The sequence below is a fragment of the Chryseobacterium viscerum genome (assembly GCF_025949665.1).
Classification (GTDB): Bacteria; Bacteroidota; Bacteroidia; order Flavobacteriales; family Weeksellaceae; genus Chryseobacterium; species Chryseobacterium viscerum_A.
This window is the reverse complement of record NZ_JAPDFT010000001.1, coordinates 1562858-1586180: the sequence shown is the minus strand read 5'-3', so window position 1 is coordinate 1586180 and position 23323 is coordinate 1562858. Positions and strand designations below refer to the sequence as shown.

Genomic DNA, 23323 nt, shown 5'->3' with positions numbered 1-23323 from the left:
AAACTGCAAAATAGCAAATCTGCAAATTTTTTCTTAAGCATATTTGCCATTTTACCTTTTACTTGTTTACACCTTTGTCTTTTCGCATTTTTTTAATCCGGTTCAATGACAGATTTGTTCATTTGCCGTCTCTTCCTGAGCTTAATGCTTAAAAAATTATGCAACACAATACAGTTTATCATAAATGGGTACCACAATGGCTGAAACTGCCTCTTCTTATATTGGCATTGTTTCCCCACCTGATGTTGTTGTCGCTTTTACATTCAAACAGCGCCTTCACATCTTCTTTTATGGATGTAGATTCAGATGACATCCAGTATTTAATGATTTTGATGTATGGGACATTTGTGGTTACCCTTTTAGTTTTACAAAGATTTATGGCGTATTTCAGCGTCAAATATTATGTACTGCTGATGGCTTCCATTTCTGTGATTATTCTTTATGTTTTATCAGTTACCAATGATTATCATGTTATCTTGGTAATCCGGTTTTTAGAAGGAATTTTCGGGCTGCTGGAAGGAGCTATTTTCCTGCCGTTGATTATTGCTGAATTAAAAACTAAACATGCTAAAGTTCTAGCTTATCTCTTCATGTACACCATTATGCTGACCGGGGGAACAATTACCACTTCCCTTTTAAAATCCAGTATTGAAGATTACGATTTTCAGCATATGATCCTGATGATGGTCTATTTTCATGTGTTTGTACTGATTATTGGTATTGCTTTATTGAACAGAAACAGATTCTTTCCTAAAAAACCTTTGTATCAATTGGATATTACCAGCTGGTTTTTGCTTTGGGTATGCCTGCAGGCTGGCGGTTATGCTATTATTTATGGTAAAAGACTGATGTGGCTCGAGTCTGACACGATTATCATATGTTTATTTATATTCCTGCTTTCGGGAGGATTATTTATGCTTAAACAAAGAAATTCTAAGAGACCATTGTTTCATTTCGAAGTTTTCAGTTCAAAAAATGTGATCGCGGGAATGATTCTGTTTTTCATTTTTTACCTGATCCGCTCCGGATTGAATAACGTATACAGCATCATGGCAACAGTATGGAAATGGCCCTGGGATTATATTGTGAACATTCAATACTGGAATGTGGCGGGAACTCTTTTGGGGATATTATTATCGGGAATCTGCCTGGTTCGGGGAATTTCCTCAAGAATTGTTTTCTTTACAGGATTTCTATTACTGGCCATAGATTGTGCATGGTTTACCTATACTTTTTATCCTGACACTACCCTTTCTACGATCTGTCCACCATTATTCCTGCAGGGAGTCGCTCAGGGATTATTATTTACGCCGCTTGTTTTCTTTTTAATTTCAGGGACTCCGGAAGAATATGTATCCAATGCTACTGCGTTGGGGACTACAACCCGTTTCTGGACAACCGCTATCGGATATGCTTTAATGCAGAATCTGATGCTATTTTTAACATTAAAACATTCCGATACACTCAGTACCAATCTTACAGAAACCAATCCTGTTTTTTACAGCCAGTGGAATCAGCTTTTCGGTGCTAATATCTCGAAACTGTCAGTTAATGATTCTTTATCCATGACAGCAGGAGCTTTTAAAGCTAAAATAACGGCTCAGTCTATTCTCCTTTCCAATATGGAAATTTTCACGGGATTATTCTGGCTGGCGTTAATGACTGCCATCTGTTTATTACTTTATCATCCGGTAAAAATAGCTGTGAGAAATATTATGTAAAAAAAGGAAGCTGGAGGTTGGAAAGAATGAAGTTCTGGAAGACGTATATAATAATTAAAGACGCTCAGATTAATATGTAAAACACTTAATAATTTTTTTTAAATAACCAGTTACCTTCAAACAATCAGGAGACTTCCATCTTCATCCACTTTGGCCGGTTTATTGTTCGTGTTTTCTGATCGCAATATTGCACAGGCCATCACGTTTAATACAAAAGCTTACGAATGGAAATTGAAAGAATTTTACTGAACCAAAGGGATTTTTTTAAAACACAGCAAACCAAAAGTCTTGCTTTTCGGAAAATGTATCTCGAAAAGCTTAAAAGTCTTATTATTTCTAATGAAAATATGCTGTATGAAGCTATTAATAAGGACTTCGGAAAATCTAAATTTGATACATTCACAACAGAACTATCTTTCATTCTGAATGATATTGACTATTATATCAAGAATTTAAAATCTCTTTCAAAACCTAAAAAAGTAAGCACCAATCTTGTCAACCAATTGGGAAGCAGCAGAGTCTACGCTGATCCATTGGGTTGTATTCTTGTGATTGGAGCCTGGAACTATCCTTATCAGTTATCTCTTTCTCCTATTATTGCTGCAATGGCTGCCGGCAACTGTTGTATTCTTAAGCCCAGCGAAATTGCTGAAAATACAATGAAAGCAATGGCAACCATCATCAATAAAAATTTTCCACCTGAATATCTGTATGTGTACGAAGGGGGTATTGATGAAACCACGGCTCTTTTAACATTAAAGTTTGACAAAATATTTTTTACAGGAAGCACTAAAGTTGGAAAGATTGTTTACAAAGCTGCAGCAGAACATCTTACTCCTGTAACCCTTGAGCTGGGAGGAAAATCCCCGGCTATTGTCACTAAAAATGCTAATCTCGAAATGGCCGCTAAAAGAATTGTCTGGGGAAAGTTTCTTAATGCCGGACAAACCTGTGTAGCTCCCGATTATTTGCTGGTAGAAGAAACCATTCAGGAACAGTTTCTTGAAATGCTCAGAAAATATATCAAAGAATTTAAATATGAACCGGGTTCTGAGCAATACACAAGAATTATTAACCAAAGGAACTTCCAGCGTCTTATATCCCTTATTGATAAAGAAAAAATCTATTCCGGAGGATATTGTAATGAAGAAAAACTACACATAGAGCCTACTATACTGAATGATATAGACTGGAATGACAAAATCATGCAGGAAGAAATTTTTGGACCTCTCCTGCCAGTGATCAGTTTTCAAAGTTACAATGCAGTTCTTAACTCTGTTTTAGAACTTGACAAACCATTGGCGGCCTATCTTTTTACCAACAACTCTGAAGAAAAAGAAATCTTTACACGCAAACTTTCTTTTGGTGGAGGCTGCATCAATGATACAGTAATGCATTTAAGCAATGATAATCTGCCTTTTGGAGGGGTGGGAAGTTCAGGTATAGGAAATTATCATGGGAAATATGGTTTTGAAGCCTTTTCACATCAAAAAGCTATTCTTGAAAAAACCACATGGGGTGAACCTGATATTAAATACCCGCCATATTCTGATAAAAAATTAAACTGGATTAAAAAATTACTGTAATAATTCCCAAAATAACGAATTATAAAAATAATAATGTATTTTTATTCATATCAAATTATAAATAAGAAACATTATGAAAAATTTTAAAAAATTATCTAGAGAAAAATTGAGTAAACTAACAGGTGGATTATCATGTGCATCATCTTGCTCAGATGGAAGCATGGTATACATAAGTTCTTGTTCTTCTTGCATTCAGTATTCAGGTGGAGCAGCTTGTTATGATGCTAATGGAAGAGGTGCAATACGTGTAGAAAATTGTGCTAATTAGCACAATAATTAAAAAGAAAAACCTTTCTAAAAATAGAAAGGTTTTTCTTTTTAAAGGATTTTTCCTTTTTCCAGAAATTCTTTTACTCTTTCTTTACTGTATCCTTTTCCATCTTCTAGAACTTCACTTTGCTGAACATGAAGCTTTTTACCATCCTTATCTAAAATGATAAAAAAAGGATAAAATTGTTGTTCCTTAATATTGATATATTGGGCAAAAACCTTTTCATTCTTATTATCCGGAGAATAATTCAGGTGATAATACAGATAATTCTTGTCTACAATTTCCTTTAGTTCAGGAGTAGTTTGTACAAAATTGTTAAAACGAAGACACCAGATACACCAGTTTCCACCAGCCTGGATCATAATATTCTTACCTTCTTTCTTAGCCTGAGCTACCAATTTATTAATATCAGCCTGAGCATCCGCTTTTGGATCATAAGGCTTTGGCAGCTTCGCTTTTTCTTCAGCAGCTTTTTTCTTTGCTTCTAACTCTTTCTGCTCAGTAGGAACTATAAGAGCGGTTTTTTGCTTTCCATTATCTGGTGTATTTTTTACATCCTGGGCAAAAGCAATTGCACTTAATCCCAGGAAAGCTAATATTGTCAATTTTTTCATAACATAAAAATAAAAAAATAATATATATCCCCCTGCAAAAATAGAACCATAATTTTATTATCACTAAATTTGCGTGTTTTATGAATTTCTTAATCAAAATATTATACTTCGTCTCTAAGCTTCCGCTTAAAATATTATATATTTTTTCGGACGTCATCTTTTTCCTGAATTATTATCTGGTAGGATACAGAAAAGAGGTAATTACCCAAAATCTGAAAAAATCTTTCCCTGATAAATCGGAAGAAGAAATTAAAGAGATCCGAAAAAAATTCTACCTTAATTTCTCAGATTATCTGGTAGAAACTATAAAATCTTTCAGCATTTCTGAGACAGAAGCCAGAGTGAGAATGCAGCATATCAATCAGGAACTGTTTCATGATGCTAAAAAGGAAGGTAAAAATATCATCCTGCTGGCAGGACATGTTTTCAATTGGGAATGGATCAATGCATTGGCAAAGATTGTTCCCCAAGCTCACTGCCACCCTGTATACAGAAAAGTAAATAATGATTTTTGGGAAAACCAGATGAAAAAGGTCCGAAACAAATTCGGAAATGAAGCATTGGAAGCCAATGAAGTAATCCTGAATATCTTCAGATCTAAAAATAACGGAGATTCTGCTTATATGTTTGTAGCTGACCAAACGCCTCACCACGCTCATGTCACTTATGGGTTAGAGTTTTTGAATCAGCGTACTCCTGCTTTCATAGGCTATGACAGACTTGCCACAAGAATGGATCTTGTTTTCATCTATTGTGAAATGAAAAAGGTGAAAAGAGGTTATTATCAGGTAAATTATCATAGAATATATCCTGATGGTGAAAAGTTTACTGAAAATGAAGTGGTAAGAAAGTTTCATAAATTATTGGAAAATACACTGCATAAGAATCCGGACAACTACCTTTGGTCACACAGAAAATGGAAATATCAGGACTCTATCAAAAATTTTGATTCTGAAAAATAGATTGACATGCAAAAAAAACTGGCGGTTGCCATCTTAAACTGGAACGGCAGAAATTGGCTTGAAAAGTTTCTTCCGGATGTAGTACAATTTTCTCAAAATGCGGATATTTTTGTTATTGACAATCTTTCTACGGATGATTCCGTTGAATTTCTACAAAAGAATTTTCCCACAGTAAATGTTATTAAAAACGATAAAAACTATGGGTTTGCAGGAGGTTATAATGAAGGGTTGAAAGCCATCCCGAATGAATATTACTGCCTTCTCAATTCTGATGTGGAAGTTACAGAAAACTGGATAGAACCAGCTTTAGAACTATTAGAAAAGAATCCTTCCATTTCAGCAGTACAGCCTAAAATCTTATCTTATCACAATAGAAGCTATTTTGAGTTTGCAGGAGCTGCCGGCGGATTAATAGACAACCTTGGATATCCTTATTGCAGAGGCAGGATTTTTGATGATCTGGAAGAGGATAAAGGACAGTATAATGATGAAACAGAGATCTTCTGGGCATCAGGATGCTGCTTTTTCATCCGTTCAAAAGATTTCTGGGAGCAGAATGGCTTTGACGCCAGGTTTTTTGCCCATCAGGAAGAAATTGACCTTTGCTGGAGACTCATTAATTCAGGAAAAAAGATTTATTATACCGGAAAATCCAAAGTTTACCATGTAGGCGGCGGAACGCTCAACAAACAGAGTGCACAAAAGACTTTTCTGAACATCAGGAATAATCTTTCTATGATGCTTAAAAACCTACCCTTTCCTCAGTTGATCTGGCTGATTTTTTTCAGATTATGCCTTGATGGGGTTGCCGGAATTTATTTTGGATTAAAGCATGGTTTTCCACATCTGTGGGCTGTTGTAAGAGCTCATTTTGGGTTTTATGGACAGCTTGCGGGAACATGGAAACTTCGTCAGAAAAACCAAAAGAATGAGTTCTATCAATCGAAATGGCTTATTTTTAAACATTTTTTGGGAGGAAGGTAGCAGGAGATGATAGGTTCTAGGGATTAGGGAAAATTATAACTTCCATTATTTAATAGGACTTAATGATCAATAGAATAAAATTTATAATTTCAACAAACCTTACACTTTGAACCCAAAACCTTGAACATTAAACTTTGAACATTAAACTCTAAAACCAGCAACAAAAAAACAACCAACAACTATCAACAACTTATAATTTAAAACAATGGATTTCTGTGCAATAGATTTTGAAACGGCCACTCACGAGAAAAGTTCAGCTTGTGAGATGGGGATATGTGTGGTACAGGATTCTAAGATTGTAGAGACTAAAACCTGGCTGATCAAACCTCCGAGTTTTCCTTATTTCAGCAGATTCAATATTGCAGTGCATGGAATTCATCCTGAAGATGTGAAAGATGCACCTACCTTTGATGAAGTGTGGTATGAAGCCCAGGATATGATGTACGGCAGCCTTATGATTGCTCATAATGCAGGATTTGATGCTTCTGTTTTAAGGGGATGTTTGGAGCATTATGGAATGTTCACTCCCCAGCTCAATTATTTGTGCAGCATACAGCTTGCCAAGAAATCATGGAACTACCTTCCAAAATATGGTTTGAAACCTTTGGCTGAGTATCATAAAATTGATTTCACCCACCACAGAGCAGGTGCAGATGCTGAAGTGTGTGCAAAGATCTCGCTGCTGGCTTTTGAGAAACTGTTTCTCACCAGCAATGATGAAGTAAACGATTATATGAAGGCGAAAATAAAAAAGCTTTAATAAGAACCCGGGTTCTTAATCTGCTATCTATTAATCATTAATTACTCAACACTTCGGACAGGAGATTGAATTTTGGAATATCAATCTCAAATGTCTCCTGTGTCTCCAGGTTTTTAACAAGGTATTTTCCGCTCATATTGCCTACTCCGGAACGAAGCATTACATTGGAGAAATAAGCGAAATTCTCACTCGTTCCTATTTCAGGAGTCAGGCCGATAACGCCATCACCTATAATCTCTGTGTATCCAAATCCTACATCAAAAATCAACCATTTTCTTTTCAATACTTTGATAGGAAAGCTTCCGTCATTTTCTATCGTGATATTGTATTTAAAAACGTAACGGTTTTCGGATGGATAACTGTTTTTACTATCATATTCAGGTATAACTGAAACTTTGATATTGGAAGTCATTTTTGAAAACATCATTGTAGCATTTTCTTAATAAATACAAAAATCTCGCCTTTTTTAAGGCGAGATAATATATTTACATTATAATTTCATTAAAACTATAATCCAAGGCCTTTTCTTTCATCACCTCCCATTAGTATTTCAACAGGATTGTCGATACCTTCTTTTACCGCTACAAGGAATCCTACAGACTCTTTTCCATCGATAATTCTGTGGTCATAAGACATTGCTACATACATCATTGGTCTGATTACTACCTGTCCGTCAACAGCAACTGGTCTCTGGATAATGTTGTGCATTCCTAAGATTGCAGATTGTGGAGGGTTAATAATTGGTGTAGACATCATAGATCCGAAAGTACCACCGTTTGTAATAGTGAATGTACCACCAGTCATTTCATCAACAGTAATTTTACCGTCTCTTACTTTGGTAGCAAGATCTTTAATGTTTGCTTCAACTCCGCTGAAAGACATGTTTTCTGCATTTCTCAATACAGGAACCATTAATCCTTTAGGACCTGAAACTGCAATTGAAATATCGCAGAAATCGTAGTTGATTTTGAAGTCACCGTCAATAGATGCATTTACATCCGGGTACATTTGTAATGCTCTTGTAACTGCTTTAGTAAAGAAAGACATGAAACCAAGTCCAACTCCGTGTTTCTGAGCAAATTCTTCTTTATATTGTTTTCTTAATCTGAAAATTTCAGACATATCCACTTCGTTGAAAGTCGTCAACATAGCTGTTTCGTTCTTCACAGAAACCAGTCTTTGTGCGATTTTTCTTCTTAAAACTGAAAGTTTAGTCGTAGTGGTAGTTCTTGTACCTGTAGCTGTCATTGGGCTTCCTCCTAATGCAGGAACAGCCGCTAATTCAGCATCAGTTTTAGTGATTCTTCCATCTCTTCCTGTTCCTGAAACCTGAGCAGCATCCATTCCTTTTTCATCAAGGATTTTTTTAGCCGCCGGAGATGGAGCTCCTGTTGCATATGTTTGTGGAGCCGCTACCGGAGCTGCAGGTTTTGGAGCTTCTTGTTTTACAGGTTCAGCAGCTTTCGGGGCTTCTTCCTGTTTTGGAGCTTCAGCAGCAGGTGCAGCACCTTCTGGTCTTTTAGCATCCATATCAATTAAACAAACTACCTGACCTACCTGTACTACATCACCTTCTTCTGCCTTTAAAGTGATAATACCACTTTGTTCTGCCGGCAATTCAAGAGTTGCTTTATCTGAATCCACTTCGGCGATAGGTTGATCTTTTTCTACATAATCACCATCTTTTACAAGCCAAGTTGCAATTTCAACTTCTGTAATTGATTCGCCCGGTGAAGGAACTTTCATTTCTAAAACTGACATATCGAGTATTTTTTATTTTTTAATTGGATATTATTTAAATTAAGCTGTAACTGGTCTTTTTGCAGGAGCATCATCTCTATCAAAAACTCTGTTGATCACTGCATTCTGGTTTTTCTCAAACATTTTGTGGCTACCTGGAGCCGGAGCACCGCTTGGTACCGGAGCAACCACCTGGATTCCTGTATCTCTGAAGTTTCTCAGGATATAAGACCAAGCACCCATGTTTTCAGGCTCTTCCTGAGCCCAAACCAATTGTTTTTTGTTTTCGTATTTGTTGAAGATCGCTTCAATAGCATCTGTCTGAAGTGGATATAGCTGCTCAAATCTTACTAATGCAATATTTTCACAGTTCAGTTCTTCTTTCTTTGCTAATAATTCAAAGTACAGTTTACCTGAACAAAGAACCAGCTTTTCTACTTTTTTAGGATCAGCAGTTGGATCGTCTAAGATAGGCTGGAATGCACCGTTTGCAAAGTCTTCAATCGGAGAAACCACTTTAGGATGTCTCAGTAAAGATTTAGGGCTCATTACAATCAATGGTTTTCTGAATCCCCATTTCAACTGTCTTCTCAATAAGTGGAAATAGTTGGCAGGTGAAGTAATATTAGCAACCACCATGTTTTCGTTAGCACAAAGGGTAAGGAATCTCTCCAATCTTGCCGAAGAGTGTTCTGCTCCCTGTCCTTCTGAACCGTGAGGTAATAGCATCACCATTCCGTTCTGGATTTTCCATTTCTCTTCTGCTGCAGCAAGATACTGGTCAACAATAATCTGAGCACCATTTACGAAATCTCCGAACTGAGCTTCCCAGATCGTTAATGTATTGGGAGAAGCCATTGCATATCCGTAATCGAAACCTAGAACTCCGTATTCTGAAAGGTGAGAGTTGAACACATCAAATCTGCTTTCTGATACGTGTCTTAACGGGATATATTCTTCTTCTGTATCTTCTGTTTTTACTACCGCGTGTCTGTGAGAGAAAGTACCTCTTTCCACATCTTCTCCGGAAATTCTTACGTTGTGACCTTCTACAAGTAGTGTTGCATAAGCTAACCACTCTCCTAACGCCCAGTCTAATGAGTTTCCTTCAATAGCCTTGATACGGTTTTCGAAAAGTCTTGTAATTTTATTGATGAATTTTTTATCAACAGGAAGCGTTGACATTTTAAGCGCTAATTCTTTCAGTTTTGCTGCATCGTATTTTGTATCAACCGGTAACTGAACTGCACCTCTTTTTCCAATTGGATAGTTTGTCCAGTCTTCAGCCATAAACAGATCCATTACGTTCTTCTCAATTTCTTTTGAAGCATCAAAATCTTTATCTAAAAGGGCTTTGAATTCCGTTTCCATCTTAGCAATTACATCATTTGAAGTAATACTGTCTTTAAGCAATTTATCTTTATAAATTTCTCTTGGATTCGGGTGTTTTGAAATAGTCTTATATAGATTAGGCTGAGTGAATCTTGGTTCATCACCTTCGTTGTGACCGTATTTTCTATATCCTAAAAGGTCTATATAAACATCTTTTCCGAATTTTGCTCTGAAATCAGCAGCAAAGTGAATAGCATGAACAACAGCTTCAGCATCGTCAGCATTCACGTGCATTACAGGAGATTCTGTAACTTTTGCGATGTCTGTACAGTATGTTGAAGATCTTGCATCCATATAGTTGGTTGTAAATGAAACCTGGTTATTTACAACAATATGAACTGTACCACCTGTTCTGTATCCTTCCAAAGTCATCATCTGAGCAACTTCGTAAGCAATACCTTGTCCGGCAATTGCTCCGTCACCGTGGATGATGATTGGCAATACTTTAGAGTAATCTTTATATTTGTCGTCTACTTTTGCACGGCAGATACCTTCTACCAGAGCAGCCACCGTTTCAAGGTGAGACGGGTTTGGAGTCAAATTGATACATACTTCTTCTCCTGAAGCGGTTTTGATTTTTTTAGATGATCCTAAGTGATATTTAACGTCACCAGAGAATACATCTTCTTCAAATTCTTTCCCTTCAAATTCTGAGAAGATCTGCTTGTAAGATTTTCCGAAGATATTAGTCAGTACGTTGAGTCTACCTCTGTGAGCCATTCCTAATACCACTTCATCTACTCCTAACTGAGAAGATCTTGAGATCAGCTGATCTAAAGCAGGGATTAATGTTTCACCACCTTCTAATGAGAATCTTTTTTGTCCTACAAATTTTGTGTGAAGATAGTTTTCAAAGGCAACCGCCTGGTTTAATTTTAATAAGATTTCTGTTTTTTCGTTTGCAGAAAGGCTTGGGTGGTTTTCATTTACCTGAAGCCATCTTTTAATAAAATCTTTTTCTTCAACGTTGTTGATGTGCATGTACTCTACTCCGATAGAATCACAGTAGATGTTTTCAAGGTGCTTGATAAGATCTGCCAAAGTAGCAGGCTCTTTCATTCCTGTTTCAACAGCGCAGTTGAATTTTGTATTTAAATCTTCTTTAGAAAGACCGAAGTTCTCGATGTCTAAAGTAGGTGTATAGTGTCTTCTTTCTCTAACCGGGTTAGTTTTTGTAAAAAGGTGCCCTCTTGTTCTGTAAGCCTCAATAAGGTTTACTACTTTAAATTCTTTTTTGATGTGCTCAGGAACCTCTCCGTTTGATACTGCCTGAGAAATCTGTTGTTGTACTGCCGGAGCAGCGTTGGCTGAAGCCTGAATAAACTGAGTGTTATCGTCATCTCCGTAGTTCTCCAAAGCAAAATCGAAGCCTTGAAAGAAGGCTTTCCATGATGGTTCTAGGGAGTCCGGGAATTTTAAGTACTGTTGGTATAAATCCTCAATTAACTGAGAATGAGCTGCGTTTAGGAATGAAAATCTGTCCATTATTACAGTTTATCTATTTATTAAAATTTATTTGTAGAATTAATCTTCAAATTTAATAAAAAAAACCGAGTTAGAACAGTCTGAAACCGTTAAAAAAACTTAAGAAAAAATAAATTAAAAAAAAATCACTTATACACTGATAATGAGAGCTTAACGTTTACCTCCTCCCCTTCCATCGGACGTTCAATAAAGGTCTGGCGGATATCTCCGAAGCGCATCTCGTCTTTTTTGGCTTTCTGAATCAGCTGCTGAATTGCCCGAATTCGTCCCTCATAGCTCCCTTTGTAGTACATAACATAATTTTGAGACGGATTTACGGATCTAAAATTGAAATTATTGTCAGATACTCCAATTCTCTTAGAAAGCGGAATTCCGAGAAAATATGAAACTTCTTTATCTTTATAATTGTCTGCATCAGTGATCAGGATGGGATATCCAAATTCATCATCTCTTTTCCCCATATCCATCGTCACGAAATTATAAACTTTATTATAATTCATCACAATATTTTTGTACAGAGCGTCTTTTTTATTTGAAGTACTTACATTGATCCCAAGAAGCAGCTTTTCTTCTTCATTCTCTACCATAAGACTGTCATATTTGATCGCGGCCATCTGATTATCTTTTTCTACTTTATTTCCTAAAGAGTTTTTAAGATTGGTCATGCTTTTGTTGATATTCTCAGCAAAACGATCTTCAGTCCAGAAGTTCTCTACTCTTTTCCAGACAGGCAGTTTGGGTGTATGTACGTACCAGATGATTTTTGTTTTTTCTGCAGAAACAGGCTTAAATTTGACGTCAACCAGCGTTGGATTTTCATTTTCATCCTCAAAAAGCTGATATTTCAGAGTTTTATTAAGATTCTCATACCTAATGAACATTTCTCCATCTGTATTATTTTTAGGATCTACATAGCTGATGGCACTTCCCTGTCCTTCGTAAGGCGTATAATAATCAATATCAATAGATTGTGAACTGGTAAAGAAGTTATTCCATCTCGTAAAATTCTGCAGATTATTAAACTGGGTAAAAACTTTATCTACCGGATAATCAATCTCTTTTTCAATAGTGAAATTTTTGCTTTCGTCTACAAAATAGTACATGGAAGCAGCATAAGCTCCCCCCAACAAAACAATAATAAATGTTAATATTTTAAAAATACGCATTGCACAAAAATAATACAAATAAAAAGAGTGAACAATATACTGATCACCCTGATTGTGTGTTTAACAATAATTAACCTAGTGGCTGGAAGATGGATGAGGGAAGCTGGAGGTTACTATTTGACAGAAATTGCTAATAGACTTCTGATTGAAAATACTCAACCTTGCCAAATAAGCCTAAATTCTATATGATAAAATCTGGATATTTTTCGGCTTTATTCCCTTCTACTATCCGACGTGTGTTCCCGGGGCAATTACAGCACCTTTCTTCACTACAACAATTCCATCCTGTACGGAATAGGTTCCATAATCGCCATCCGGAATATGTTTTCCTCCGATGATTTTCACATTGTCACCAATGTAACAGTTTTTATCAAGGATTGCTTTTTCTATATAACAGTATTTCCCGATGCCCATATTAGGACGGCCAGCTCTGTCATTCAGTACAATTTCTGTGGTATTCTGATAAAAATCGGCTCCCATTACATATGAATTTACAATGGTACTTCCTTTATCTATTCTTGTTCTGTTTCCGATTACTGAATTTTCAATTTTATCAGCCATAATGATACATCCGTCGCCAAACACCGCTTTACTTACATAAGAACCATTGATTTTTGACGGTGGAAGCATCCTTGCTCTGGTATAAATGGGTGAAGAAGAGAAAAGATTAAACTGAGGGAGATCCAGACAAAGATCCAGATTGGCTTCGTAGAAAGATTCTATAGTTCCGATATCTGTCCAGTAACCTTCATACTGATAGCTTAATGTCTTATATTTTCCAATAGAACTTGGAATAATATCTTTTCCGAAATCATCACCAGCACCTTCGTCAAACATCTTTTTAAGGATGGTCTTGGTGAAGATGTAGATCCCCATGGAAGCCAGGAATTCTTTTCCTGTATGCTTATTTTCTGCTGAAACCTCAGATTTCAGGCCATCCAGCATCTCATAATCCGGCTTTTCATAGAAAGATGTGATATTTCCTTCATCATCCGATTTTAAGATCCCAAAACCTGTGGCATCTTTTGCATTCACTGGGATGGTAGCGATGGTAAGATCACCTCCATTTTCAATGTGAAAATCTAGCATTTCTCTGAAATCCATCTGATACAGCTGATCTCCTGAAAGAATCAGGATATAGTCATAATCATACTTTTCAAGATGTTTCATCGATTGTCTTACGGCATCTGCAGTTCCCTGATACCAGCTTTCGTTTTCCACATTCTGCTCAGCTGCCAGAATATCGACGAAGCCTTTACTGAAGATATCAAAGTGATAAGAATTCTTAATGTGTGAATTGAGGGAAGCAGAATTAAACTGCGTTAAGACCAGAATCTTATTTAATCCTGAATTCAGGCAGTTTGAAATAGGAATATCTACCAATCTGTATTTTCCCGCGATAGGTACAGCCGGTTTCGATCTGGAATACGTTAACGGGAATAATCTTGTTCCCCTGCCTCCTCCTAAAACTATGGAGATTACATTTCGATTCATAAATATCTTGCGTTTTTATTTTATTAAGTTTACTGTTCTGTTCTTAGTGTTTACTGCTACTTTAAAGCATTCTTTATTTTCATATTGGAGTTCATTATTATAAACTACCACCTGAAAATCTTCTTTATCATTTAATTCTAAAACCTCTTTATCCAGATTATAGATTTCAATATTATATTTTTTAAGCTCATTTCTGAAGAACTGATTGGTAATAAGAACATCCATAACATCAGCTCTCTTCATTACAAAACCATCAACATCCTTACGATATGCTTCTCTCCATCCTTTTCCATATTTTCTTTCTATTGCGGCATATGTTCTTTTATTAATAGCGTCTATTTTCTTCATCTCATCAGGTTCTACCAGACAGCCACCAACAGAATAATGTTTGATTTTCCATTTTTCAGAAATACCATCCATAGCTTCATATCGTTCCATTGCGGGAAGACCATACCCATAGATCCAATAATAGCCTCCGTGATAACTTCCTCTGTCTTCTTTAAAAGAAAACAGTATCATTATTAAAGAAAGAAATCCGAAAATCTTCATTGTATCAGCTATTATATAAAGCTATGTATTTTTCCGCAGATTTCTCCCATGCAAAGTCAAAATTCATGTTGGCATGGATAAGATCTTCCATCACTCCCTTTTGATTATAAATTGCCATTGCCCTGTTCATCGCATGTACAACATCATCTACACCCGGATAAGTAAAGTTCAGTCCTGCTCCTCCGGTTGAAATATCTTCTACGGTATCCCTGAGGCCTCCCGTATACCTTACCACTGGAACAGTGCCATATCTCATGGAATACATCTGATTCAATCCGCAAGGCTCTACCCTTGAAGGCATCAGAAGGAAATCTGCCGATGCATAGATTTTATGGGAAAGATGTTCTTTATATCCCAGATCCAGAGCAAAGTTGGTATAAGTGTAATCGTATTCCTTTAGCTTATTCTCAATATAGGTATTTCCGGAACCCAGAATCATTATATTTAAAGCTCCGTAACTCTGTTTAATACTTTTCCATACTACATCCGGTAAAAGATCTGCTCCTTTTTCCGTGGCAAATCTCCCAATAAAGGCAAATAAAGGCAGTTCCGGCTTCAAACCATATTCTTTACACAGTTGTTCTTTATTTTTCTTCTTCTGAGCTACTGCATTTTTACTGTTAAAATTAAAATCCAGCATCGGATCGGTTTCAGGGTTCCAGACTTCAGCATCAATACCGTTGATGATTCCATATGCTTTTCCAAATTCCTGGCGAACGAGACTTTCCAAACCGCGAAAGCTTATAAAAAGTTCTTCCAGATACCCTTCGGAAACGGTGGTAAAGGCATCGGCACATTTAATCATACTGGCCAGAGGATTTATGAATCCATTCCAATCCATCAGTCCCCATTTATAAGAATCAAAAGACGGCATATAGTTGGCCATACCCCAGCTCATCATTCCCTGATATTCTCCGTTGTGGATGGTTCCTATTGTTTTCACTCCTTTTAAGAATCGGAATTCTGAACAGTTTTCTACCATAAAAGGAACCAGACCCGTATGATAATCATGACAGTGTAAAACATCAGGGCGGATTTCCATGGCACACAGCCAGTGTAATACCCCATGCTGGAAAGCCATAAACTGGAAACTTTCATCCTGATAACCATAAGGATTGTCTCTGTCTAATAATCCGGGAATTCTCACCATATAGAGTTCAAATCCCAAAACATCTGTCTTTTCTTTCAACACCTGAACCTGCAGCATATTGGTTCCCTGATGAATAAATCCATCAAAAACCAGATCAAATTCATGATCATATATAAAGGGCTTATTATACCATGGCATTACTACCTTAGCTTCTATTCCTTTAATTTTATTCTGATATTTTGGCAGCGCTCCCACTACATCCGCAAGACCGCCTACTTTTGCTACAGGATAACATTCTGTACTTAAATGATAAACAACCATTCTTTATCTCTTGTGTTTAATTCTGTGTAATTTATACTTTTTATCTTTCTTCTGTCTTAAAATAATTCCTGCCAATGGCGGTAATTTCACAGTCATTGATTTCGGATATCCTCTCCATTCTTCATCCTTTTCTTCCAGGATTTCAGGTTCTACACCACTTCCGCTGTATTTTTCATCATCGGAATTTAAAATAACCTCCCAATGAGTTCCTGAAGGAATCCCGATTTTATAATCCAGTACTTTTGGAGCCAGATTTAAAGCTACCATAGCAACATCATCTTTTCGTTTTCCTTTTCTCAGGTATACATACACAGAGTTTTCCAGGTCATCGGCTTCTACCCACTCAAAACCATGTTTATCAAACTGATTTTCATAAAAGACAGATTCTGATGTATACAGGTGATTCAGTTCTTTAACAATTTCCTGCATTCCTTTATGAACAGGATATTTCAGCAAATGCCAGTCGAGACTTCGGGTAAAGTTCCATTCACTCGTCTGCCCGAATTCATCCCCCATGAAAAGCAGTTTGGCCCCGGGATGGGTATACATGTATACATATAAGGTACGCAGATTGGCAAATTTCTGCCATTCATCACCTTTCATTTTATAGATCAGACTTGCTTTTCCGTGTACGACTTCATCGTGCGACAAAGGCATCATATAATTTTCATTATACATATACATAGAAGCAAACGTCAGCTTATGATGATGGAATTTACGATTATCAAAATCTTCTTTGAAGTAATCCAAAGTATCATGCATCCAGCCCATCATCCATTTCATTCCAAAGCCTACACCTCCGTCATGCACAGGTTTTGTAAGCATAGGGAAATCTGAACTTTCCTCTGCTATGGTCATGATATTATTTCCGAATTCCTTATAAACTGCAGTATTAAATTCCTGCAGAAAGGTTTTTGCTTCCAGATTTACATTGGTTCCATAGATATTCGGTTCCCATTCTCCTTCATTTCTAGAATAATCCAGATGAAGCATTGAAGTTACTGCATCCACACGCAATCCGTCAGCATGGTAGCGGTCCAGCCAGAACATAGCATTTGAAATCAGAAAAGATTTGACTTCATTTCTTCCGTAATTGAAAATATGAGACTTCCAATCGGGATGAAACCCTTTTCTCGGATCTTCATGTTCATAGAGATATGATCCATCAAAGCGGTGAAGACCATTAGCATCTCCCGGAAAATGAGACGGAACCCAATCCAGGATAACGCCTATATTATTTTTATGAAGTTCATCAATGAGAAACATCAGATCCTGCGGTGAGCCGAAACGTGAAGTAGCTGCATAAAAACCGGTAATCTGGTATCCCCAGCTGGGATCATACGGATATTCCATCACAGGCATAAATTCTACGTGCGTAAAACCCATTTCACTGATATAGGGAACCAGCTTTTCTGCAATATCCCGATAATTTAAAAACTGGCCCGGATTATCACCTTCCCTCACCCAGGAACCAAGGTGCAGCTCGTACACTGATATAGGAGCTTCAAGCCTGTTCCTTTCCCAGCGGTTATCCATCCATTCCTGATCATTCCATTCATACCAGGTGGTAGAAACCAAGGAAGCTGCCTGAATATTCTGTTCCCAGCTTACAGCGTAAGGATCACTTTTTTCCAGGATCTCACCTCTTGGTGTTTCAATGGCATATTTGTATAATGTTCCCCAGGTTAATCCTTCAATAAATCCTTCCCAAATTCCTGATCCATCCCATCTTGGAAACAAAATATGATCTTTATGATTCCAGTTATTAAAATTTCCGATCACGGAAACTTTCTTTGCATTAGGAGCCCACACTGAAAAGTACACGCCCTTCACGCCATCTTTTTCTGCAGAATGCGCTCCAAATTTACCATACAGCTTATAATGCCTACCTTCTTTGAAAAGATACACATCATGATCGGTGAAAAGCGTGTAGGTTTTAACAGAATTCATCAAGATCGGTTTGTATTTATAATTTCCCTGAAACTACGAAAAATACTGACAATAGCGATTAATTATTCATCAAATAATTATCAATATCATTTCGTGTTTTGTCATTCTATCAAATATATCATTTTTTACCTCACATTTTTATGATTTCAAAACAATCTTTTTTTATAAATTTAACATCAACATTATTAAACACACACGATGAGGTTTGAACTTTATACCGAAGAAAAAGACGACAGGCCGGTATTTATTACCGGAAATTTCAACAGCTGGAATCCCAAAGACTACAATTTCCAGCTTAAACAAACTGACTCCTCCAATTACTTTATAGAAATTGAAGATCAGCTTCTGCCAGAAGAAATTGATTATAAATTCACAAAGGGAGGCTGGGAGAATGTGGAACTGGACCAATATGGAAATATTACTCCCAACCGCAAAGTAAAAAGATCTGCCGGCAAAACTTCTGATACGATAGAAAAATGGAGATTAAACTGGGGGCCGTTCAAAGAAGAATATTATCCCATTGCTGAAGTGATTTCCGAAAATTTTTATATCCCGCAGCTTGACCGCCACCGTAAAGTCTGGGCACTGCTTCCCTATGATTATCATACAACAGATAAGCGATATCCTGTTTTATATCTTCAGGACGCCCAGAACTTATTCAATGAAGGAAGCGGCTTCGGAAACTGGGAAATTGACAAAAAACTGTCTATCCTTGCAGAATATGGCCGTGGTGACCTTATCATCATTGCCATAGAGCATGGCAGCGAGGAAAGAATCAAAGAATATATTTTTGATAATGATCATGTAGCCAACGGCTCTGAGGGAAAAAAATATATCCGCTTTATTGCAGATACTTTAAAACCTTTTGTAGATGAAAACTACAGAACAAAAAAAGACCGCGACAATACCGGAATCGGAGGCAGTTCATTGGGAGCACTGATCAGCATATACAGCGGGTTTCTTTATCCTGAAGTCTATTCCAAATTATTGATCTTCTCACCCTCTCTTTGGGTAGAGCCTAACAACAACTTTCCGATGATGAATTTCAGGGTTCCTTTTAAAACAAAAATTTATCTTTATGGAGGAGGCCAGGAAGGATCTAAAATGGTCAAAAGAATTCATATTTTTGAAGAATATCTTAAAAGATGGGAAGAGAAAAAGCTTTTTGATTTTGAGTTTAAAACCAATATCAACCCTGAAGGCACCCATAATGAATTTTACTGGTCACAGGAGTTCCCAAGAGCCATTGAATGGCTTTTCTATGACAATACAGAAAACCCTGTAGAAGTAAAACCACAACAACAAAGCATTAAAAACTAAGCTTACAAAATCGCTGAAGAAGATTTTCAGAAAGACAAGAACAAATGGGAAGGTGATTGTGTATGATCTTAGAAAAATATAATATCTATTTATGAAACTAATTAATAAAAAAAACAAAAATTACACTCAGGTCTTCCACCTATTTACAGAGGAAGAATGGACAAAATCCAGTAAAAATTTCAATAAAAACATTGCTACTTTTTTTACGGGTAAGAAGTATGAAGTTTTCATCAATGCTCATGAAGAAGGAATTACCTATTTCATTGGATTAGGAAAATCCACATTACAAAATTTTGAAATCCAGCAGGTTGCAGCTAAATTCTCACAAACACAGAAAGAAAAACTGCAGGCAGTACCTACGTTAGCTCTTGCAGATTTCATGAATGAAAAACAATTTGAGGAATTTGTAAAAGGACTTTTAGCCGGAACCTACAATTATCCTTTTGAAAAAAAAAACACTTTCTGGAACGCAAAATTTGAACTGCATTTTGAAAATGTAAGCCAGAAAAAATTAGACCATATCAGTCAGAAAACAGAAGCTCTGATTAACGGACAGACCGCATGTCAGGACTGGCTCAACAAACCTGCCAATCTTAAAAAACCGGATATTTTAAGTGCTTACCTTAAAAATCTGGCAAAAAAATATGAATTAAAATATACTGTATTCAACAGGAAGAAATGTGAAGAGCTTGGATTGGGCGCTTATCTTTCTGTCAATCAAGGAAGTGCTTATGATGCAGCATTCACTATTTTAGAATATAAAACTACGGTTAAAAATGCCAAGACTTTCGGACTGGTTGGAAAATGTGTGTTGTTTGATACCGGAGGAATATCAATAAAAAGCTCTGCCAATCTGCATTATATGAAGTCTGATATGGGAGGCGCTACAGCTGTTTTGGGAACTTTAATTTATGCTGCAGAAATGCAACTTCCTGTGAACATTATTGCTGTTCTTCCTATTACAGATAATGCTGTTTCAGAAAAAGCGCTGCTTCCAAGTGATGTGATTACAGCCTACAACGGAAAAACCATTGAAGTACTTGATACTGATGCCGAAGGCCGTTTAATCCTTGCAGACGGATTATCTTATCTTTCTAAAAACTACAAAACAGATTTTCTTATTGATCTGGCTACTTTAACAGGAAGCTCTGTACGTATGTTTGGAGACACTTGTGCCGCGATGTTCTCCAATAATGAGGAGCTGAAAAATAATCTGATAAAAACCGGAGATCAAACCAATCAAAGAGTATGGAATCTCCCTTTATGGGACGTCTGGAAAGACGATATTCAGTCTGATGTAGCCGATATGAAAAACATCTCTATGAAGCCTGTTGGGGACTGCATTATTGCAGCAAAATTCTTAGAGCAATTCATTGAAAACCACCCTAAATGGGCTCATTTGGATATTGCCGGAGTAGCCTTCGGAAGTGTAGGCTATGCCAAAGAAAAAGCAGCAACAGGTTTCGGGGTTCAACTCCTCGTGAACTTAATTGAAAATTATCACTAAAAATTAGTTTTTTACAAAAAAACTCTGTATAATTGATTAGTGAATTTTCAAAAACGCACGATATTACATTTTTTAGTATTAATAAAATAATAAACAAATGCTTTTATTTTTGAAAATTCACTAAACATTAAAAAACATTATATGGAGAAGAAAACTATTGTGTGTATTTCGTGCTATTACAAAGGCTACGATTTTATGGACGAAATGAAGAATCTCGGCAATAAAATCATTTTAGTAACCTCAGAAAATCTTAAAGAAAAAAACTGGCCCTGGCACGCAATTGATGAGGTATTTTATATGCCGGAACTCAAACCGTCCGTATGGAATCTGGAGCATCTGATTCAGGGATTTTCCCACCTGATGAAAACCAGAAAAGTAGATGCTGTAGTGGCATTGGATGATTATGACGTAGAAAAAGCTGCATTAATCAGGGAAACATTCCGCATTCCGGGAATGGGACAGACTACACACCGATATTTCAGGGATAAACTGGCTATGCGCCAAAAAGCAAAAGATTCAGAGATCAGTGTTCCTGAATTTACAGCTGTATTCAATGATAATGAAGTCAATGAATTTACAGACCGCGTTCCTGCGCCATGGGTACTGAAACCCCGCTCTGAAGCTTCAGCATCAGGAATCAAGAAAATAACCTCCAAAGAACAGCTTTATGAGGCATTAGAAACACTGGGAGAAGAACGTCATCTTTTTTTACTGGAAAGTTTTAAACCTGGAGACGTTTACCATGTGGACAGCCTTACTTTTAATAAAAAAATTGTATTCACTTCTGCTTCAAAATACCTTGCTCCTCCTATGCAGGTTTCCCATGAAGGCGGCGTATTCCGGTCCAAGACTTTAGGCCGGTATTCCGAAGAGTTCAAAGCTCTGGAAGAAATCAATGCCAGAGTACTTTCCAATTTCGGATTGATCAATGGCGCTACCCATACAGAATTTATCCGTGGAAAAGAAGATGGCAAATGGTATTTCCTTGAAACCTCCTCAAGGGTTGGTGGTGCTCATATTCCGGACCTGGTAGAAGCATCAAGCGGCATCAATATCTGGAGAGAATGGGCTAAAATTGAAGATGCTCTTCTGAGAGGCAGTGATTACAGTGTTTCACCACCCACAGGATATTATTCAGGGCTGATTGTTGCTCTGATTAAAGATAAAGAACCTGATTACAGCAGTTTTGAATGTGAAGAAGTTGTAAAATTTCTTCCGATAGATTATCACGTCGGGATTGTTTACAAATCCGGTGATGCCTCCGTGGTACAGGAGAGACTGGACTCTGCAGCAGAAATGATTCATGCAGATATGCTGAATATTCTCCCTCCCAAAAGCAATAAGTTGAGTTCCTAAAAAATAAAACGTGACATTGATATTCAAAATATTATTGAATTCATAATATATAATCTGCTAGAAGATTCCAAACTAAAATGTAATTTAGAAAACATAAGTCCGGGAAAATGGCAAAGCAAAGCATATTATCAGTTCGTTGACTCAACTCACGCCAACAAACCTGGATCAAAATGGATCTTTAAAGAAAATATAATCCTCGAACATCCGAAATCAGGAACAATCGTACTGGATATTTTAGAAAAAGATCAGCTTGGAGGAATTGAATTTATCAAATTAATATAAGTGCAATATTAAAATTAAACAAGGAAAAATGCCTCACATAGAACATACAGAGTATTATTCAAATATATTGGGAACAAGTCTTCAGGTAGAAGTGACCGGACATTACGGCCACCCTATTATCATGTTTCCTACTTCCCAGGGACAATACACCCAAAATCATGATTTTCATCTTAACGGAAGTATCAACTGGTTTATAGAACAGGGAAAAGTAAAGCTTTATAATGTTCAGACCATTGACAGCTGGAGCTTTTATGATGACAAAATATCTCCTCAGCAAAGAATAAGAAACTATGAAAGATATGTACAGTTTCTGATCAAGGAATTTGTTCCCTATATTCAGAAACTTCATAAAACTCATCGCGTAGCAGTAGCCGGAGCAAGTTTTGGAGGATATCACGCTGCTAATTTTGCTTTCAGATTTCCTGATGTGGTTTCCCACCTGTTTTGCCTTTCCGGAGCATTCAGCATAAGAAATTTCATGGATGGTTATTCTGACGAAATGGTATATTTCAACTGTCCCAGAGAATTTGTAAGAAATGATGATGCCTGGAAATACAAACACATGCATATTGTACTCAGTACTTCTGATCAGGATATCTGCAAAGATAAAAATGTTGAAATGGCCGAAATTTTAAGACTGAAAGGGATAGACTTTTGGTACGACGAAAGAAAATGGATAGGCCATGACTGGCCGCTATGGAGAATGGTTTTCCCAACCTTCATAGGAGCATTTTTCTCTTAAAAACAATAAAAAGACAAATAGAAAAAATATA

The 23323-nt window shown here is 36.8% G+C and carries 19 protein-coding genes; 10 read left to right on the top strand and 9 right to left on the bottom strand.

What is annotated here, in order from left to right:
* The first annotated feature begins 158 nt into the window (after positions 1–158).
* The 3 genes from OL225_RS07160 (at position 159) to OL225_RS22050 (ending at position 3575) form a co-directional block, all read left to right on the top strand.
* Entirely contained in the window at positions 159–1721 is a 1563-nt protein-coding gene (locus tag OL225_RS07160; RefSeq protein WP_264517786.1) for an MFS transporter, read from the top strand.
* 224 nt (positions 1722–1945) lie between these two features.
* Positions 1946–3307, top strand: coding sequence for an aldehyde dehydrogenase (locus tag OL225_RS07155; RefSeq protein WP_264517785.1), 1362 nt, complete (start codon positions 1946–1948; stop codon positions 3305–3307).
* 73 nt (positions 3308–3380) lie between these two features.
* Positions 3381–3575 (top strand): bacteriocin-like protein, encoded by a 195-nt coding sequence (locus OL225_RS22050; protein ID WP_413541845.1) that lies wholly within the window; start codon positions 3381–3383, stop codon positions 3573–3575.
* 50 nt (positions 3576–3625) lie between these two features.
* Here the strand turns inward: OL225_RS22050 and OL225_RS07150 are convergent, their stop codons facing one another.
* Positions 3626–4192, bottom strand: coding sequence for a thioredoxin family protein (locus OL225_RS07150; RefSeq protein ID WP_264517784.1), 567 nt, complete (start codon positions 4190–4192; stop codon positions 3626–3628).
* 80 nt (positions 4193–4272) lie between these two features.
* Here OL225_RS07150 and OL225_RS07145 point away from each other — a divergent pair, with 80 nt between their 5' ends.
* The 3 genes from OL225_RS07145 to OL225_RS07135 all read left to right on the top strand — a co-directional run bounded on the left by OL225_RS07145 (position 4273) and on the right by OL225_RS07135 (position 6898).
* On the top strand, positions 4273–5154 hold the full coding sequence (locus OL225_RS07145) for a lysophospholipid acyltransferase family protein (protein ID WP_047374369.1): 882 nt from the start codon (positions 4273–4275) through the stop codon (positions 5152–5154).
* A 6-nt stretch (positions 5155–5160) separates the two neighbouring features.
* Entirely contained in the window at positions 5161–6138 is a 978-nt protein-coding gene (locus OL225_RS07140; RefSeq protein ID WP_264517783.1) for a glycosyltransferase family 2 protein, read from the top strand.
* Positions 6139–6343: 205 nt separating this feature from the next.
* On the top strand, positions 6344–6898 hold the full coding sequence (locus OL225_RS07135; RefSeq protein ID WP_047374365.1) for a 3'-5' exonuclease: 555 nt from the start codon (positions 6344–6346) through the stop codon (positions 6896–6898).
* Positions 6899–6935: 37 nt separating this feature from the next.
* Here OL225_RS07135 and apaG read toward each other — a convergent pair whose 3' ends face one another.
* The 8 genes from apaG to glgB form a co-directional block, all read right to left on the bottom strand.
* Positions 6936–7325 (bottom strand): Co2+/Mg2+ efflux protein ApaG, encoded by a 390-nt coding sequence (gene apaG / locus OL225_RS07130; protein WP_047374364.1) that lies wholly within the window; start codon positions 7323–7325, stop codon positions 6936–6938.
* A gap of 80 nt (positions 7326–7405) precedes the next feature.
* A complete protein-coding gene (odhB, locus tag OL225_RS07125; RefSeq protein WP_264517782.1) occupies positions 7406–8659 on the bottom strand; it encodes a 2-oxoglutarate dehydrogenase complex dihydrolipoyllysine-residue succinyltransferase in 1254 nt (417 codons plus the stop codon).
* A 39-nt stretch (positions 8660–8698) separates the two neighbouring features.
* Positions 8699–11515, bottom strand: coding sequence for a 2-oxoglutarate dehydrogenase E1 component (locus tag OL225_RS07120; protein WP_047374360.1), 2817 nt, complete (start codon positions 11513–11515; stop codon positions 8699–8701).
* A 125-nt stretch (positions 11516–11640) separates the two neighbouring features.
* Positions 11641–12681 carry an SRPBCC domain-containing protein gene (locus OL225_RS07115; protein WP_264517781.1) on the bottom strand — a complete coding sequence of 347 codons (1041 nt, stop codon included), beginning with the start codon at positions 12679–12681 and terminating at the stop codon, positions 11641–11643.
* A gap of 225 nt (positions 12682–12906) precedes the next feature.
* A complete protein-coding gene (locus OL225_RS07110; protein WP_255815559.1) occupies positions 12907–14175 on the bottom strand; it encodes a glucose-1-phosphate adenylyltransferase in 1269 nt (422 codons plus the stop codon).
* 15 nt (positions 14176–14190) lie between these two features.
* On the bottom strand, positions 14191–14694 hold the full coding sequence (locus OL225_RS07105) for a hypothetical protein (RefSeq protein ID WP_264517780.1): 504 nt from the start codon (positions 14692–14694) through the stop codon (positions 14191–14193).
* A 34-nt stretch (positions 14695–14728) separates the two neighbouring features.
* Complete coding sequence (locus tag OL225_RS07100) at positions 14729–16135, bottom strand: glycogen synthase (protein ID WP_047374354.1); 1407 nt, start codon at positions 16133–16135, stop codon at positions 14729–14731.
* 3 nt (positions 16136–16138) lie between these two features.
* Positions 16139–18085 (bottom strand): 1,4-alpha-glucan branching protein GlgB, encoded by a 1947-nt coding sequence (glgB, locus tag OL225_RS07095; protein WP_264517779.1) that lies wholly within the window; start codon positions 18083–18085, stop codon positions 16139–16141.
* Positions 18086–18283: 198 nt separating this feature from the next.
* On the opposite strand from glgB, the gene OL225_RS07090 reads away from it, so the two are divergent.
* The 4 genes from OL225_RS07090 (at position 18284) to OL225_RS07075 (ending at position 23292) form a co-directional block, all read left to right on the top strand.
* Positions 18284–19405: an alpha/beta hydrolase gene (locus OL225_RS07090; protein WP_047374350.1), complete on the top strand. Its 1122-nt coding sequence runs from the start codon at positions 18284–18286 to the stop codon at positions 19403–19405.
* 91 nt (positions 19406–19496) lie between these two features.
* Positions 19497–20912: a leucyl aminopeptidase family protein gene (locus OL225_RS07085; RefSeq protein ID WP_264517778.1), complete on the top strand. Its 1416-nt coding sequence runs from the start codon at positions 19497–19499 to the stop codon at positions 20910–20912.
* 141 nt (positions 20913–21053) lie between these two features.
* Positions 21054–22268 carry an ATP-grasp domain-containing protein gene (locus tag OL225_RS07080; RefSeq protein WP_264517777.1) on the top strand — a complete coding sequence of 405 codons (1215 nt, stop codon included), beginning with the start codon at positions 21054–21056 and terminating at the stop codon, positions 22266–22268.
* 310 nt (positions 22269–22578) lie between these two features.
* Positions 22579–23292: an alpha/beta hydrolase-fold protein gene (locus OL225_RS07075; RefSeq protein WP_264517776.1), complete on the top strand. Its 714-nt coding sequence runs from the start codon at positions 22579–22581 to the stop codon at positions 23290–23292.
* Positions 23293–23323: the final 31 nt, after the last annotated feature.